This window comes from Bacillus cereus group sp. BfR-BA-01522 (assembly GCF_022662635.1).
Classification (GTDB): Bacteria; Bacillota; Bacilli; order Bacillales; family Bacillaceae_G; genus Bacillus_A; species Bacillus_A cytotoxicus.
Map to the genome: position 1 here is coordinate 296,736 of NZ_JAKUDY010000001.1, position 17,013 is coordinate 313,748.

The window sequence follows — 17,013 nt, forward strand, 5'->3', positions numbered from 1 at the left end:
ACACTCTTTAGAGTGTCTTGATAGGAAACTATTGTTTACAAGCCTCAACATCAATGCCAGCGGCAATTAATTTCTTTTCGCCTTCTCGTTCAATTATTTTTTGTAATTTTGATAAGAAGGAATCGAAGTTTGTGTGCTTAGCAACTTGAAATGTCATTTTATGTTCAATAGGGAGCCAAGTGCGAATATCTGCTTCATTATGTTGGATCTTTACTTCCAGTTTATCTAAAGCATTTGCAACTTTTGCTTCATATGTTTCTTTTTCTTCAAATTCCATCCATAAATGATACAATTCTTCACCAAGAGGACCTTCTAGTGTGTGTTTAATATTTAACATAGCTTGTTGTTCATTTTCTTGTTTTTTTAATTGTAATTCTTGACTATTCATTGTATCAAAAGCGGGAATATCTCCGGCTTCTGCTTCCACAAGATCATGAATAATGACCATTTTAAGTAATTTTTCCATATTTACTTCTTTATCCAAATAAGGCTGAACTAAGATTGCCATAAGCGACATGCGCCATGTATGTTCAGCAACACTTTCTTGACGACCGTTTGAAAGCCAGCTATGTCTCATTTCATATTTTAATTTTTCTGCAAGTGCAATGACTTGTAAAACATTATTTTCCATATGGTTCCTCCTTATATGGTTATATTGTAATTTTAATATAAAAAAGAAATGTGTCAATTTTATGAGGTTATTGCGATAAATAGATAAGGGAAGTATAATAAGAAAGGAATGAGAAAACGTGTTATCAAAATAAAAAAATGAAAAAATAGAAAAAGGAAGGGGCGGAAATATGAGGGAAGAAAATCAACTATTAGCTAGACCACAAAAGAAAAAAAGAAAATTTGATATTTCTAGCCCATTTGGGATTATAGTAGCATTGGCTGTTTTAATTACGGCTATTATGCTTGGCGGAGGTGGAATGAAAGGATTTAAAAATTTCTTGGACGTTTCATCTATTTTAATTGTTGTAGGAGGAACAATCGCAACAATTATTATTGCTTATAGATTTAGTGAAATAAAAAAATATGTAAAAAGTATATTTTCTGTATTGCATAGAAAAGAAGAGGATTTAGAACAATTAACTGAGATGTTTGTGGAGTTTTCCAAAAAATCGAAAAAGTATGGGCTGTTATCATTAGAAGCGGATGGAGAACAGATAGATAATGCGTTTATTCAAAAAGGAATTCGCTTAATGCTAAGCGGGTACGATGAAGATGAGTTAAGAGAAATATTAACAAAAGATATTGAAACAGAAGTATATGAATTAAAAAAAGGTGCAATATTGTTAGATAAAATTGGTGATTTTGCACCAGCTTGGGGAATGATTGGGACATTAATTGGTCTCATTATTATGCTGCAAAATCTACAGGATACGACTCAAATTGGAACAGGGATGGCAGTTGCGATGTTAACAACACTATATGGATCTGTTATTGCCAATATGATTGCTATTCCGTTTGCTGAAAAAGTGTATCGTGGTATTGAAGATATATACATTGAAAAGAAATTTATTATAGAGGCTATTTCAGAAGTTTACCGTGGACAAATCCCATCTAAATTAAAATTGAAACTTGATACGTATGTATATGAAACGAAAATAAAAAAAGAAAAACGCGCAGCGTAGCTTTTTAGGAGTGGGATAATGATGAAACGACCGCCAAAAGGCTCGCCACGATGGATGACGACCTTTACTGATTTAACAATGTTATTGCTTACTTTTTTTGTATTATTAGTTGCGACATCAAAACAAGATACAGTGAAATTATCAAAAATGCTTGAGAAGTTTAGCGATGCAGAACAAGTAGATGCGGAAGTGATGGAAAATACAATACCGGATATTTCTCATGAAAAAAATAGTGAAAAAGTATCGTCTAAAAAAAGAATGGATAATTTGTATAAGAAGTTAAAAGGTTATGTAACAGAGAATGGAATCCAGGAGGTACAGGTATACCGCGAAGATACAGGGGTTAGCATTGTTATTGTTGATAATTTAATATTTGATACTGGTGATGCAAACGTAAAACCAGAAGCGAAAGAGATTATTAGTAGATTAGCAGGATTTTTTCAATCTGTTCCGAACCCAATTGTTGTAGAAGGACATACGGATAGTAGACCGATTCGTAATGCGAAATTCCCATCAAATTGGGAGTTATCTTCTGCACGCGCTGCGAATATGATTCACCATCTGATTGAAGTATATGAAATAGATCCTAACAGGTTAGCAGCGGTTGGATATGCCGATACAAAACCAGTCGCGCCAAATGATTCGCCAGATAATTGGGCAAAGAATCGTCGTGTTGTTATATATGTGAAAGAATAATATATTTTCTATTTCAGCAAAAAAAATAAAAATACAAAAATTCTTTAAAAAAATATTAAATTTTATCGTTTTATTTTGTATAATGAGTGAGAATGATAAGCTGAAATATTATGATATATTTATACATAGAAGGAGAGAATTAAAAAGAATGGCACATAAAATTTTGGTTGTAGACGATGCAATGTTTATGAGAACAATGATTAAAAATTTATTAAAAAGCAATCCGGAGTTTGAAATTATCGGTGAAGCAGAAAATGGAGTAGAAGCAATTCAAAAATATAAAGAGCTTCAACCAGATATTGTTACATTAGATATTACAATGCCAGAAATGGATGGATTAGAGGCATTGAAAGAAATTATGAAAATGGATGCGAATGCCAAAGTTATCATTTGCTCTGCAATGGGACAACAAGGCATGGTATTAGATGCGATTAAAGGCGGCGCAAAAGACTTTATTGTTAAGCCGTTCCAAGCCGATCGTGTGATTGAAGCATTAACAAAAGTAGTAGCAGGTTAATTTATATAGGAAGGGGTGCCACAAAGAATCGAACAAGAGAGGTAGAGAAGGGTGGTACCCTCTTTTTCTGTTGTTTTTAAAACATTAAATTGTGATACATAAATGAAGTGTTTGACAAGGCAGGGGGGTTGAAAATGCAAACAGATTTATTAAATATATTTTTTGAAGAGGCAGAAGAGCATTTACAATCATTAAATGAAAATGTCTTAAACTTAGAACAAAATCCTGAAGATATGGATGTTGTCGGTGAAATTTTCCGTTCTGCTCATACATTTAAAGGCATGTCTGCTAGTATGGAATTTACAGAGATGGCTGATTTAACACATAAGATGGAAAATGTTCTTGATGAAATTCGTCATGGAAATATGGCAGTTAATGCTGATATTATAGATGTTATTTTTGAATGCATTGATAATTTAGAAAAAATGGTCGCTGATGTACAACAAGGTGGTGTAGGGAATTTAGATGTTACGGCTACAAAACAGAAGTTAGAAGCTTTGTTAAATGGTGATGTAGTCAGTACAACAGATAACCAGCAACAAATCGAAGTACCTGAGAAGGAAACAGTTTCGCATGAGATTCATATTACAATTGAACAACAAGCGATGTTAAAAGCAGTGCGAGCCATTATGTGTATAGAGGCATTGCAAAATTTAGGAGATATTGAAAAAACAGTTCCGAGTATAGAGGAAATTGAAGCAGATGCTTTTGGATTTGAGTTCACAGTCTATATGAATACAGAGCGGAGCGAGGAAGAGCTAACGCAAGCTGCACTTCATGTTTCTGAAATTGAAAAAGTGGAAGTGAAACAGGAGCAACCAGTCGTAGGAGCACAAGCTGAGAAAGAAGCGAAGCAGAGTGCCACATCTTCTTCACGACTAGCTAACAAAGGAACATCTTCTAAAGGAAATGCAAAGGGAAAAAACACGAAAGTAGAAAATCGTTCTATTCGTGTTCAGTTAGAAAAGATAGAGCGATTAATGAATATGTTTGAAGAAAGTGTCATTGAACGTGGACGCATCGATGAATTAGCAGAGAAGATTCAAAATAAAGAACTAATAGAGCATTTAAATCGTTTGGGGGACATTTCGAAAGATATTCAAAATGTATTACTAAATATGCGCATGGTACCGATTGAGACGGTCTTCAATCGTTTTCCACGCATGGTGCGCATGCTAGCGAAAGATTTAGGAAAAAAAATTGATTTACAGATTACGGGTGAAGATACAGAAGTCGATAAGATTGTCATTGATGAGATTGGAGATCCGCTTGTTCATTTAATTCGTAATGCAATAGATCATGGCATTGAAACGGTTGAAAAACGTCGTGATGCAGGGAAGAATGAGACAGGAACAATACAATTAGAAGCTTTTCATAGTGGAAATCACGTTGTCATTCAAATTACTGATGATGGAAACGGAATTCATAAAGGAAAAGTATTAGAGAAAGCAATTAAAAATGGAGTTGTAACAGAAGCGGAAGCGAATAAATTAACAGACCGTGAAGTATTTGATCTTATTTTTCAACCTGGATTTAGTACAGCGGAAGTTGTTTCCGATCTTTCAGGAAGAGGTGTTGGATTAGATGTTGTAAAACATACACTCAATAGTCTCGGCGGCCATTTAATTGTTGATTCAGAAGAAGGAAAAGGTAGCACATTCCGCATTGAGCTTCCTTTAACACTATCTATTATTCAATCTATGCTTATTCAAACGAATGAAACGCGCTATGCGTTACCGCTCGGTAATATTGTTGAAGCAATTCGAATTCGAAAAGAAGATATACAATCATTGCAAGGGAAAGATGTTTTAAATTATCGCGATCAAATTATTGAAGTGAAACATTTAAGTGTGATTTTCGGTGAAAAAACTGCAGATGAGGTATTTGCATCATATGATAGCCAAATGATTCCAGTTTTAATCGTGCGCAATACGCATCGCAGCTACGGACTTATCGTAAACACAATTATCGGTCAAAGAGAAATTGTCTTAAAGTCATTAGGGGACTTTTTTGCAGAGAGTGCAAAGCATTTTTCAGGTGCAACAATTCTTGGTGACGGACGGGTAGTCCTCATTTTAAACCCTGAAGGTTTATAATAGAAAGGAAACTCCCCAATGTTTAAAGTTGGGGAGTTTTTTGTGACTGAAAGAATAAAGTACATATTTATGTTTACAATTTTCATGATAAGTTTGTTAAAATATAACGGGTGCAAAAGAGAATTTTTATAACAAATGGAAATGAGGAGGCGAGAAAAATGTCTGAACAGCATACAAAAGAGGACAAGGCTACGTCTGTGCTCAAAAAGGAAAATCAATTACTCACATCCCAGGAATATGATATTCTTGGAGAAATTGCAAATATATCATTTGGTTCAGCCTCAACAGTATTATCTACCATTTTAAATCGGCAAGTTAGTATTACGACTCCCCATGTGGAAGTGGTAGATTTATATGATACGAGAGATATCGAAGTTCCACATGTTGTATTAAATATTCAATTTACAAAAGGTTTGGATATGGAAAATCTTCTTGTTCTTCAGCAGGATGTCGCTTTAGCTATCGCTGATTTGATGATGATGGGAACAGGTGAAGTAGAAGAAGGAAAAGAGCTTGGTGAACTGGAATTAAGTGCAGTCCAAGAGGCAATGAATCAAATGATGGGCTTTGCTGCAACATCTATGTCAGAGTTCTTTCAAGATACAGTTGATATGTCACCACCGACGATTAAGGTTGTGAAATTATTTGAAGAGATAGAGAAAATATCAGGTGTGGATGAAAGTAATACAATTATTAAAGTGTCATTTGACCTGAAAATCGACCATCTTGTCAACTCTAAACTTGTACAAATCGTTTCAGTTGAACATGCGAAACAAATGATAAGTAAATTGTTACAACTGTCTGGGGGAGGAGAACAAGAACTTATAGAAGAAGTGCAAGAGGAAGAAAACAAACAGGAATTAGTAGAAGAGCCGCCTTTCCAAGAGAAGTTAACACAAGAAGAGAAAGATGTACTCGGAGAAATTGCTAACATTTCAATTGGCTCAGCTTCCACGGTATTATCGACATTGTTAAATCAACCTGTTAGCATTAGTACACCGAATGTAGAAACGATTGATGTTCGTTATTATGATGGGGTACCTGTTCCGTTTGTTATTTTAAATGTTGATTTTGTTGAAGGATTAAAAAGTGAAAATGTCTTTGTCTTTACGAAAGATGTCGCTTTAACAATGGTAGATCTTATGATGATGGGAACAGGTGAAATTGATTCAGAGCAAGAATTGACAGAAATGGAACTAAGTGGTGTTAAGGAGATCATGAATCAAATGATGGGGCATGCTGCAACGGCCATGTCAGAGATGTTTATGGAAAAGATGGATATCACGCCACCAACTGTAAAGTTTGTTACATTAAAAGAAGAGATGGAGTATTTAGGAAAAGAAGCCGATTCTGATGAACTTGTCCAAATTACATTTAATCTTGAAATCGGAGATCTCGTTCAATCCAAAATGTATCAAATTTTACCGCTTTCAGAAGCAAAAGAAATGGTAAAACGTCTTTTACATGTAGATGTAGAAGAAAGCATTGAACTGGAAGAAGAAGCGAGTATCAAGGAAGAAAACGTGGAAGAGATTCCAGAACCAGCGGTAGAACCAATTGAACTACTAGAGATTCATACGGGCGAACCGGAATATATAGATACATCTATCCTCCAAAATGTTGAAATGAATGTGCGGTTTGTATTTGGTAGTACAGTGAGAACAATTGAAGATATATTGAGTTTACATGAAAACGATGCGGTTGTACTAGATGAAGAGGTGGATGAACCAATTCGAATTTATGTGAACAATGTATTAGTTGCATATGGTGAACTTGTAAATGTTGATGGATTTTTTGGCGTGAAAGTTACAAAGTCGTTATAAGACGTTACAATAGGAGCTTGAACAAATAGATGAATAGTATGAGATATGTTCTCGTTTGCTGGATGATATTACAGCTACTTCTCTTATTTCCAATCCAAAGTAAAGCAGAAGAGGGTATACAAGAAAGTGATATCGGAACAACTAATCAACAAGATGTGCAAAATAATAAACAACCGAGAGAAGAAATAGAATACCAAGAAAAGCAGCAAGAGGAGCAAGAACAAAAGATTGAAACAGAGTTAGGTGTAGTGACGGTGAGTAAGCAGCAGCTTATTCCAAGAGAAAAGCTAGAAATTGCGATTGAACCAAAAGAACAAAATGTAAAAAGTATAACCGGAGCATTGCAATTGCAAGTGAAAGAAGGACAATATGAGCAAAAGAGGCCGTTAACGTTTCAGTATGAAGAAGAAACGAAAAAATGGGTTACGTCTTATACGGTTGGAGCTTATGATTTAGAAGGAGAGTGGCATCTTCAACTCATGCAGCAGTACGAAGACGAAGAGAGTAAAGGAATCATAGAAAAAGAAACACGAATTCCACTCGTTAACATTAAAAATGAAGCTCCGACTTTAGACAAAGAATTGCCGAGGTTAGAACAACTTATTGTTGCAAATGCAAAGGATGGGGTAATAGAGCGAAAAAATGGTGATATGATAGAGATTCGTGTGGAAGCCTCCGATGCAGAATCAATAGTAAAAGAAGTACGTGTTATATTAAAAGGGGAAGAACCGAATAATGATATTACTTTTTTACTAGATTATCAAAAGCATAAACAGGATTGGCGGAAAGTTTATGAAGTAACAGAAGCGATGAAAGCGGGGAGATACCATCTTCATCTTGAAATCGTTGATGCTGTTGGTAACCGATTTGTGCACGAAAGTTCGTATATTATCTCCGTTTTAGAACAAGTATCTAAAGAGAGCGAAGAGCCAAAAGAACAAGTTCAAGAAGAGGAGCAAACGGAAGAGCCGATCAAAGAAGAGAAAGTTGCTGCAAAGGAAGAGATGATTGACCCAATTGCTGATGTGCCGAAGAAACAGGAGGAGCCAAAACAGCCTGAGCAAGAAGTGAAACAAGTGCAGCAAAAAAAAGGTGAAAAGGACAATCAAACAGTTTCTAAACAGAAAAAACAAGTCGAAAGTAAAAAAGAGAAAAAGCAGCCAAAAGAAGAAGGATTGGAAGCTTCACAAATCTTTCTGATAATGGCGGGCTTGTTCGCGTTATTCTTTGTTGTAAAAAGTAATAAAGAGTGGAGCTAGCATAATAATGAAATGCGAAAGTGCTTAAAAAGGAGCATGGAAATGGAGATGAAGCGCATTGGTGTTGAAAGTAAGACGTTACACCCGTTCAAACAGCCTGCAACTATTTCTAAACAGGAAATACATAAAGAGCGAAAACAAAGTAATCTAGCAATTACAACTCAATCTCAAATTATTACAAAGAATCATGAAATCGGTATTTTACTTGCAAGCCTTGATGATGGAAAAGCGCTAACAGCATTTCTCACCAAGGAAATAGATACGATACTTCAGTTGTTCTCAAAACTTCATGCATTAGCGCAGGAAGGGAAACAATCAGAAGGAATGTATGAACAGATCATGAGAAGTATGGAAGGGATTATAAAACAAGCGCATATAAAAAGAATTCCTTTATTAGATGGAACATACGATTTCGCTGAAGTGAAGCTTACCTTTGGAAAGAAAGTATCTATACCATTATTAGATGTAAGCGGGCTTCTTTCTTTGGCAAGGCAGAATCATTCGCAAGACAATTTGAATATGATTATGAGCGTTATTACGACGTATATAGCAAAACTCTCAAATGAAACTTCAGTGATAAATGGCGTCCATCCTTCTCAAAACCGTGATGCAAGTGTATGGCGTGCATTAGCCGAAATGAATATGACACAGTTATCACAGCAATTCAAGAAAGCGATGCAAGAACATAAGTGGTCGATTACGATTTGTTTTTTACTTATATGGATTGTTTGTCTTATTTTCATACGGTTATTATAGATAAAAAGGTCGCTGCTTTTTTAGAAAGCAGCGACCTTTTTATATTTTTTCATAAAAGAATGTATCAAAGCGCTGAAGATTATAGCGTTCAGGATTTAAAATTTGTTCTGTACTACCGACAAATAATACACCGCCTTTTTTTAAGGAACGACTAAATTTTTCATAAAGTAGCGCTCTTGCTTCTTCAGTAAAGTAAATCATAACGTTGCGACAAATAATTAAGTCGAAATTTGTATCAAAACTTTGCGTTAATAAGTCGTGCTGTTTAAAGGTTACATGCTGTTTTATGCTAGGATTTATTGTATATATATCATTTTCTTTTATAAAATGACGATTTTTGAAAGAGTCTGGTAACTCTTTCAAAGACCGTTCGGTATATTGCCCTTGTTTTGCTTTTTCTAAAATATGAAAATCGAGATCTGTTGCTTGAATTTCAAATCGAAAAGCTGGCAATCGCTCTGATAAAATGAGCGAAAGGGTATACGGTTCCTCACCAGCTGCACATGCAGCACTCCATGCTTTTAACTTTCCGGTATTTTGTTGGAGCAGCTTTGGTAAAACTTTTGTTTCAAGCGTTTGCCAACGTTCTTTATTGCGAAAAAATTCCGATACATTGATCGTAATGTGATCGATAAAATTTGTAAACAATTCTTGCTCGCTTCGCAGAGCATTGATAAAATGAGTGTAATTTTCAAAGCCTTTGCGAGAGAGGAAAGAATCAATTCTCCGCCTCATTCTATCCTGTTTATATAAGGAAATGTCTATATGGAATTGTTGTTTCAAATTTGCTATAAAATAATCATAATTCTGTTCATTTATCATCGTTACATAGGCACAACATATCGTATTGTGCCTCCCCCTTTTTTACATGTATTACATCATGCGGATTTTTTGTTGGAAGCTTTTTTTGGTTTGCTTTTCATGTAAGCCTGGTAAATCATAAATCACTGCATCAATTCCTGCATCTTTTGCAACATCGACAGGAATGACAGAAGTATGTTTATCTCCATTATAGAAGCAAAGAACTAATTGACTGTCTTCAACAATTTGTTTGACAAAAGATATATATTCTGACCGATATATGGAATTATAAGGATAATCGAAAGTAATATACTCTGCTCCGTGAGTTTTTAAATAGTCGACGACTTCTTGGAATTCATCTGTTAATAAATGAAAGGGTTGTAATGTGTACAAACATAAATTTTGAGCTAATCGTTCATTTTCAACAAAGAAGCGAAGTACTTCATTTTCGATAGATTTATAGCATAATATGTGAATTTTGTGTTTATGAGCATAGTCTAATAAAAATTTTTTTATTTCTTCTCGATCTAATGCTGTTAATTGATTTGAACCACAGAGAAAAATATTCATAAATTTGTGCCACCTCATGCTAAATTGTAACATATCTTCTACAAAAAATAACTGCAAAATATCATTATAAAGAGTATAATTATAAATAATTAGATTTTATGATTAAGTAAATACAAAAATGAAAAAATGGATACATAGGTGATACATATGCTACGATCGATTTCGCATAACCCAATTTTATCGCATGTACCCCTTGCTAACCAAATGCCGAAAGAAGCAAATGCAAGAGCGGGACTAGGTTTTTCAAATCATTTGCATGTAGATCAAAAGAAAGACAAGTTATTAGAACAAATGGAAGAGCTTGTTGATAATATTGGGGAAATTAAAGAAAAACTTGAATTAGAATTAACACTTGATAACGTAATGGAATATAAAAATACGGTGAAGTCATTTTTGAATTTTTACGTTGATCATGTATTACAGTACAAAGATGTCATGTCGCGTCATCCAAGGTACGGTTATTCGCAAAAAATGACGATTGTAAAGCAAGCTGAAATGGGTTTAAATGAATTAGAAGACGTGATGAATGTTATTAACACAAAAACAGGTCATTTAGAAATGTTAAATCAAATTGGTGAAATTCATGGTTTGATTGTGAATTTAGTATTATAAAAAAGGAAGGAAGTTATATGTACATACAATTATATGAAAAGCTCATTGTCATTCAAAAGGCATATGAGAATATTAGTGTGCTTGGGGAAAAAATTTATGAGAATTTAAAACAAAGAAATGTAAGTGCTGTGCAAAAGTTGCAAGTAGAGCAACTGCAGTATATAGATGGTGTGAAGCAATTGACAATTTCTTTTCAAGGTATGATTGTTCAGTTGTGCAAAGAAAAGGGGATAGATTCATACCGTATACGCTCGCTATTTTCTTATTTCTCTGATGAAGAAATTAAGAAAATAGAAGAATTACAAAAAACATTAACTTTGCTAGAAGAAAATGTAAAAATGAGTTTATTAAAAAACCAATATTATTTAAACGTATTATTAAAAACTACAGAAAGTATTGTCGATTCAGTTTCTGAATACAATTTAGAAAGAAACCATAATTCACAAATATTTATCAATGAATTATTGTAAGGGAGAAGTGAAATAATATGCGGTTATCAAATTATAATATACCGTTATCAGGTATGTTAGCGGCACAAGTAGGTTTAAAAACAACGCAGCAAAACCTTTCGAATATTCATACACCAGGTTATGTGCGTCAAATGGTGAATTACGGAGCTGTTGGGGCAAGTAATGGCTATACACCAGAACAAAAAATAGGATACGGTGTTCAAACTTTAGGAGTGGACCGTATTACAGATGAAGTGAAAGCAAAGCAATATAATGAGCAATTTTCTCAGTTTTCTTATTATGAATATATGAATTCTACTTTAGCGCGAGTAGAGTCTATGGTTGGGACAACTGGAAAGAATTCATTATCTAGCTTAATGGACGGTTTCTTTAATGCGTTTCGTGAAGTTGCTAAAAATCCGGTACAGCCAAATTATTATGATACACTCATTGCAGAAACTGGAAAGTTTACGAATCAATTAAACCGTCTTGCGAAAGATTTTGCTCAAGCTGAAACGCAAACAGCAGAAGATATTGAAGGGCATGTAAATGAATTGAATCGCCTTGCTGTAAATTTAGCAGAAGCCAATCGGAAAATTGGTCAAGGTGGTACGCAAGTGCCAAACCAGTTGTTAGATGAAAGAGATCGTATTATTACGGAAATGTCTAAGTATTCCAATATAGAAGTGTCTTATGAATCTATGAATCCTAATATCGCGAGTGTTCGAATTAATGGTGTATTAACGGTAAATGGTCAAGATACATATCCTCTTGAATTGCAAAAAGACCATGAGCCAATGAGCGTGCAAATTTATGGCACAGATATTCCATTAAACGGGGGCATGATTCAAGCGGCAATGGATGCAAAAGAAAAGATTGCCGGCTATAAAAAAGATTTAGATGAACTTATGAGTACTGTAAAAGAGAAAGTAAATAGCATGATGGAAAAGGACTTCTTTGTTGGCGATTACGCAAGTGATATGCAGTTAAATCCAGAGATGAAAAATGACGTTTCAAAAATGAAAATTTCTGCTGAAACAGCAAATAAGCTAGCAGAAATTACCGAGGAAGAGTATAAAGATGGTCTTTCTTATAAACAAGCATTAGATCAACTGCTCGTTAAAGTAGCGTCTGATAAAAGCGCTGCGAATGCTTTTAAAGACATTCATCAAGACTTAATGCAAGGGATTGAGCAAGCGAAAATGGGCATTGAAGGCGTCAATATGGAAGAAGAAATGGTGAACTTAATGGCATTTCAGAAATATTTCGTTTCCAATTCTAAGGCGATTACAACGATGAATGAAGTGTTTGATAGTTTATTCTCGATTATACGATAAGGAATATCTAATAGATTGAAATATATGAAGAGGGAGATTATATGAGAGTATCTACATTTCAAAATGCAAGTTGGGCAAAAAATCACTTAATGGATTTGAGTGTGCAACAGCAATATCATCGCAACCAAGTGACTTCTGGTAAAAAGAATTTACGAATGAGTGAAGACCCACTAGCAGCAAGTAAATCATTTGCGATTCAGCATTCACTTGCAAACATTGAACAAATGCAAAAAGATTTAGCAGATTCGAAAAATGTATTAACGCAAACAGAGAATACGTTGCAAGGTATTTTTAAGTCGTTAACAAGAGCAAATCAATTAACGGTGCAAGCATTAAATGGAACAAATGGTCCAAATGAGTTAAAAGCAATTGGCGCTGAAGTGGACCAAATTTTAAAACAAGTTGTGTATTTAGCCAATACAAAAGAGCAAGGCCGCTACCTTTTTGGAGGAGATCGTGTGCAGCAAGCGCCATTTACAGAAGATGGCACATATCAAGGCGGAGAAAAAGATGTAACGTGGACATTAAATGATGGCTACGAAATCAAGGCATTTCGGAATGGAAAAGGGTTATTATCTCCTGCAATTGAAACGTTAGTAAAAATGAGAGATGCACTGCAAAATGGCGACCAAGAAGCTTTGCAACCGACCTTGGAGGAGAATAAACAAAATTTAGATAGAGTGTTAAATCGTACAACTGAAGTTGGTGCAACGATGAACACAATGGAAACGTTTCAAACGATTTTAAATGAACAAAATTTAGCATTGCAAGAAAATCGCAAAGAAATTGAAGATGTTGATTTAGCGGTAGCGATTTCTGATTTAGCATATATTAATGCAACATATGAAGCGACATTAAAAGCAGTTAGCACCATGAGTAAACTGAGTATTTTAGATTATATGTAAAGAAAGAGGAGTGAGGAAATATGGCAGGTACATCTATATCTAATTTTGGAGATCGGCAACAGATTTGGAACCTTGGTAACAATATCATTGATACGAAAAATCTTGTCGATTTAGAGATGACAGCGTTAGAAATGAAAAAAACGCCATATAGTAATGAGAAAAATCAACTTTCACAAGATAAATTATTATATACAAGTTTAAAATCTGAATTTAAATCCTTTACACAAACGTTTAAAGACTTAGCAGCTTTTAAAGGGAATGAAAAAAAGGTTACAACATCTCAAGACGGCTATATAAATGTCAAAGCAGATAGTAATGCAATTGCAGGGACATTTCACTTGCAAATTATGCAACTTGCACAGCGCCATCAAATTTCATCAGCTATAGATCAAACAATTGATATGAACGAAAAAATCGGGGTAGATGATACGTTACAAATCGGGGATGAAAAACTAAAAGTAACAGCTGATATGACATATAAAGATTTCATTAATCGAATTAATGATGGAAACTATGGGGTATCAGCTTATACGCTTGGCGGTAGAATTTTTATATCTGCTAATAAAGAAGGAACACAAAACGCAATTCGCTTAGAAGATGGAGCATCAAAATTATTTCAGAAGCTAGGATTCTATAAAGAAGAGTCTGGCACAAAAATTATGAATACAGTCCCTGGGGCGGAGGCACTGGATGCTAAATTTAGCATTAACGGTATTGAAGACACAAGTCCTACAAATACAATTGAAGCACTTCCAGGTGTGAAAATTGAATTATTAAAAGAAACAGAGGGGAAAGCTGGCGATCAACCAACTGAAATAAAGTTTACAGTTAGTGATTCGAATATAACAGATGCCGCAAATATGATAAAAAAAATGGTAGCTGAGTACAATAAAGCAGTTTCTACAGAAGATATTTTTGCCGGTAAGGGCGGTGCGTTTCAAGGACAATCGATTATGCAAAGTATTCGCCAAATAATGAATGACGTTGTGACATTTTCGCAAGATGGCAACTATTTATTTACATTTGGTATTCAAATCAAACAAGATGGAACGCTGCAAGTAGATGACGAGAAACTGACGAAAACGTTAAAAGAGAAGCCGGATGTCGCGAAACAATTTTTCTTTAGTTCGAAAGGGTTAGGGAAAATGATGGAAGAACCTTTAGACAAACTTTTTGGTGATAAAGGTGTTGTAGCGGAGCGCGTCAAAAATATTGATTCACGCGTAAGTGATTTAGATAAAAAAATTAATGATATTGATATACAGAATCAGCAAAAACAAGATGATATTATTAAGAAATATCAAAAGTTAGAAAGTACATTAGCTCTTCTTGATAGTCAATTAAAAACAATTAAAGCAATGACAAAACAAAAAAGTGATGATTAATGAAAGATAAGGAAGTGGAAGTATGCAAGCGTGGCAACGTTATATGCAAAATGACATTATGACGAGTAATCCAATTAAAAATACAATTTTTATTTATGAAAGATGCATCGTTGAGTTTCGAAAATTAGAAGACTTATTGAATACGTTTCAATTTCAAGAAGGAGATGTGCTTCTTGAAAAATTAGAGCGTATTTTTGAAGAGTTAAAATTACAATTAAATCCAGAAATTACAAAAGACTTATATGATAGTCTTTTCGGCTTATATGATTGGATCAGTGTGCAAATTCAAACAATGAAAATAACGCGAGAAGCAACCGAGATTGATGCAATTGTGAAAGTGTTGCAAGATTTAATAGATGGCTATCGCGGGGCGTTAGAAAATGCACAATGATATTTACCAAATGTTTATCGGTTGTTTTAATGAAATAGGTGAGCTAAAGGTAACAGAGGAAGAGTTTGCGGAAAAGAGTGAAATGCTAAACCGCTGGATGATGACGTTAGATGAGAAAGAGCGAGCGGAAGTTGCGGAAAAAGTGAGCCCATATATTATAAAAGCAGCGCAGCATATTCGAGATAAACAAAAGATTTTAGAAGAAATGATTTTATCGAATGAAGGACAAATGAAAGCAAACTCAGTTTATGGGAAATATTAATTTGGTTGTATAAATAAAAAACAAAGGATTCACTTCATCCATTCGTAAGCGAATCCTTTGTTTTCAACGAAATAGGATTCCGCTGATAGAGGTTTCATTTTATGTGCATAAATAGATAGTTTTTTATGTTCTTTTTTCTATTTTTTTATTTTTATAAAGACAATATTAGAAAAATGACATAAAATATTGAAGAGTACATATTAAGATATTATTTTAATAATCAGATACATATAAAAAAATGAATTATGAAGTGAAACTTCCATCAGTGGATGATTGTACTGAGGCAGAGAATGATACAAAGAAAGGGTGTGGAATATGCCAGATTTCATAAATGATGTAGGTCATTATATGAATTATTTAGTCACAAAACGAAATGCGATTTCTAGCAATATTTCAAATGCAAATACACCTGGCTATAAAGCACAGGAGGTTACATTTTCTGAACAAATGCAAAAAAGTAGTACATTATACAAAAAAAATGCAGCGGATTTGAACACAAATCCAGAGCTGTACCGAACAAATGCTATGCATTTACCAACAACGAGTACGAACAATACAGGGACTATGCATGTACCAACAGCAAGTACAAACAATACATATGCAAAGATTCAGAAAAAAATGATGCAAACAAATAACGATGGAAATAGTGTTGATGTCACAACACAAATGTTAGATTTAATGAAAACAAATCAATTATACGGTATTTCAATCAATGCAATTAATACGCAGTATACGATTGATCAAGCAGCACGAGGACGTTAAGGATAAAGGAGAGACAGTTTATGTTTCAAGCAATTCATGCAAGCGGATCAGGATTAACAGCCGCACGAAAATGGATGGAAGTTACTTCTAATAATATCGTGAATGCCAATACAACCGGAGCGCCAGATGGAGCACCGTACCGTCGCCGCAGCGTTGTATTAGAGTCAGATCATGACTTTGCTAGCATGTTAAAGGGAACTACGACAAGCGGCGTGAAAATTAAGAGTATCGAATCAGATGCGAATGAAAAACTTGTCTACAATCCAGCGCATCCACATGCAAATGCAGAAGGATATGTACGGTATCCCAATATTGACGTGACAGCAGAAATGACAAATATGATCGTTGCGCAAAAGATGTATGAAACAAATGCAAGTGTATTAAATGCAAATAAAAAAATACTCGATAAAGATTTAGAAATCGGCCGAGGATAATAGAGGAGAGGGAGATTATGAAAATTGTACCATTGATCAATAGCCAGCCATTTGGGACCATTCAACCCATTCGTACGCCAGATACTTCACAAGCGCCTACTGTTGAGGGGAAAAGATTTATTGATTTATTGGAAGATATGAATCAAACGCAAAACAATGCTCAAACAGCAGTGTATGATTTACTGACAAAAGGTGTTGGTCAAACGCATGATGTGCTCATTCAACAGAAGAAAGCAGAAGCACAAATGAAAACAGCAGCTGTTGTGCGTGATCATTTAATCGAAAATTATAAACAACTACTTAATATGCAAATTTAGGAAAATG

General features: G+C 34.5%; 19 protein-coding genes and 2 pseudogenes. 18 read left to right on the forward strand and 3 right to left on the reverse strand.

Annotated features, from left to right (window positions below; translation table 11 throughout):
* Positions 1–28: 28 nt before the first annotated feature.
* Complete coding sequence (locus MR059_RS01580; RefSeq protein WP_087094736.1) at positions 29–631, reverse strand: HD domain-containing protein; 603 nt, start codon at positions 629–631, stop codon at positions 29–31.
* Positions 632–800: 169 nt separating this feature from the next.
* Between MR059_RS01580 and MR059_RS01585 the strand changes: the two genes are divergently transcribed.
* The 8 genes and pseudogenes from MR059_RS01585 to MR059_RS01615 all read left to right on the forward strand — a co-directional run bounded on the left by MR059_RS01585 (position 801) and on the right by MR059_RS01615 (position 8,781).
* Positions 801–1,634, forward strand: coding sequence for a MotA/TolQ/ExbB proton channel family protein (locus MR059_RS01585; RefSeq protein WP_087094737.1), 834 nt, complete (start codon positions 801–803; stop codon positions 1,632–1,634).
* 18 nt (positions 1,635–1,652) lie between these two features.
* Positions 1,653–2,330, forward strand: coding sequence for an OmpA family protein (locus tag MR059_RS01590; RefSeq protein ID WP_012093833.1), 678 nt, complete (start codon positions 1,653–1,655; stop codon positions 2,328–2,330).
* Between the two features lie 148 nt (positions 2,331–2,478).
* A complete protein-coding gene (locus MR059_RS01595; RefSeq protein WP_242161427.1) occupies positions 2,479–2,847 on the forward strand; it encodes a response regulator in 369 nt (122 codons plus the stop codon).
* A 134-nt stretch (positions 2,848–2,981) separates the two neighbouring features.
* Positions 2,982–3,659 (forward strand): annotated as a pseudogene (locus tag MR059_RS22125) (Hpt domain-containing protein); the annotation flags it as partial.
* Between the two features lie 90 nt (positions 3,660–3,749).
* A pseudogene (locus MR059_RS22130) lies at positions 3,750–4,943 on the forward strand (chemotaxis protein CheA); the annotation flags it as partial.
* A gap of 158 nt (positions 4,944–5,101) precedes the next feature.
* Positions 5,102–6,766 carry a flagellar motor switch protein gene (locus MR059_RS01605; protein ID WP_012093836.1) on the forward strand — a complete coding sequence of 555 codons (1,665 nt, stop codon included), beginning with the start codon at positions 5,102–5,104 and terminating at the stop codon, positions 6,764–6,766.
* A 29-nt stretch (positions 6,767–6,795) separates the two neighbouring features.
* On the forward strand, positions 6,796–8,025 hold the full coding sequence (locus MR059_RS01610; protein ID WP_242161431.1) for a transglycosylase: 1,230 nt from the start codon (positions 6,796–6,798) through the stop codon (positions 8,023–8,025).
* A 42-nt stretch (positions 8,026–8,067) separates the two neighbouring features.
* Entirely contained in the window at positions 8,068–8,781 is a 714-nt protein-coding gene (locus MR059_RS01615) for a hypothetical protein (RefSeq protein WP_087094740.1), read from the forward strand.
* A gap of 39 nt (positions 8,782–8,820) precedes the next feature.
* Here MR059_RS01615 and MR059_RS01620 read toward each other — a convergent pair whose 3' ends face one another.
* Positions 8,821–9,603 (reverse strand): CheR family methyltransferase, encoded by a 783-nt coding sequence (locus tag MR059_RS01620; RefSeq protein WP_087094741.1) that lies wholly within the window; start codon positions 9,601–9,603, stop codon positions 8,821–8,823.
* Positions 9,604–9,654: 51 nt separating this feature from the next.
* Complete coding sequence (locus MR059_RS01625) at positions 9,655–10,152, reverse strand: flagellar motor switch protein FliG (RefSeq protein WP_087094742.1); 498 nt, start codon at positions 10,150–10,152, stop codon at positions 9,655–9,657.
* A gap of 147 nt (positions 10,153–10,299) precedes the next feature.
* On the opposite strand from MR059_RS01625, the gene MR059_RS01630 reads away from it, so the two are divergent.
* The 10 genes from MR059_RS01630 (at position 10,300) to fliE (ending at position 17,006) form a co-directional block, all read left to right on the forward strand.
* Positions 10,300–10,764 (forward strand): YaaR family protein, encoded by a 465-nt coding sequence (locus MR059_RS01630; protein ID WP_087094743.1) that lies wholly within the window; start codon positions 10,300–10,302, stop codon positions 10,762–10,764.
* Between the two features lie 17 nt (positions 10,765–10,781).
* Positions 10,782–11,234, forward strand: coding sequence for a hypothetical protein (locus MR059_RS01635; protein ID WP_087094744.1), 453 nt, complete (start codon positions 10,782–10,784; stop codon positions 11,232–11,234).
* A 17-nt stretch (positions 11,235–11,251) separates the two neighbouring features.
* A complete protein-coding gene (flgK, locus tag MR059_RS01640; protein WP_242161433.1) occupies positions 11,252–12,550 on the forward strand; it encodes a flagellar hook-associated protein FlgK in 1,299 nt (432 codons plus the stop codon).
* A gap of 41 nt (positions 12,551–12,591) precedes the next feature.
* Positions 12,592–13,455: a flagellar hook-associated protein 3 gene (locus tag MR059_RS01645; RefSeq protein WP_087094746.1), complete on the forward strand. Its 864-nt coding sequence runs from the start codon at positions 12,592–12,594 to the stop codon at positions 13,453–13,455.
* A 20-nt stretch (positions 13,456–13,475) separates the two neighbouring features.
* Complete coding sequence (locus MR059_RS01650) at positions 13,476–14,840, forward strand: flagellar hook-associated protein 2 (protein ID WP_087094747.1); 1,365 nt, start codon at positions 13,476–13,478, stop codon at positions 14,838–14,840.
* 22 nt (positions 14,841–14,862) lie between these two features.
* Positions 14,863–15,231, forward strand: a complete 369-nt coding sequence (locus MR059_RS01655) for a flagellar export chaperone FliS (protein WP_087094748.1) — start codon at positions 14,863–14,865, stop codon at positions 15,229–15,231.
* Complete coding sequence (locus MR059_RS01660) at positions 15,221–15,493, forward strand: flagellar biosynthesis protein FlgG (protein ID WP_087094749.1); 273 nt, start codon at positions 15,221–15,223, stop codon at positions 15,491–15,493. Before MR059_RS01655 ends, MR059_RS01660 begins: the two co-directional genes overlap by 11 nt.
* 315 nt (positions 15,494–15,808) lie before the next feature.
* A complete protein-coding gene (locus tag MR059_RS01665; RefSeq protein WP_087094750.1) occupies positions 15,809–16,255 on the forward strand; it encodes a flagellar basal body rod protein FlgB in 447 nt (148 codons plus the stop codon).
* A 20-nt stretch (positions 16,256–16,275) separates the two neighbouring features.
* Complete coding sequence (gene flgC, locus MR059_RS01670; RefSeq protein ID WP_087094751.1) at positions 16,276–16,689, forward strand: flagellar basal body rod protein FlgC; 414 nt, start codon at positions 16,276–16,278, stop codon at positions 16,687–16,689.
* Positions 16,690–16,706: 17 nt separating this feature from the next.
* On the forward strand, positions 16,707–17,006 hold the full coding sequence (gene fliE / locus MR059_RS01675) for a flagellar hook-basal body complex protein FliE (RefSeq protein ID WP_087094752.1): 300 nt from the start codon (positions 16,707–16,709) through the stop codon (positions 17,004–17,006).
* Positions 17,007–17,013 lie beyond the last annotated feature (7 nt).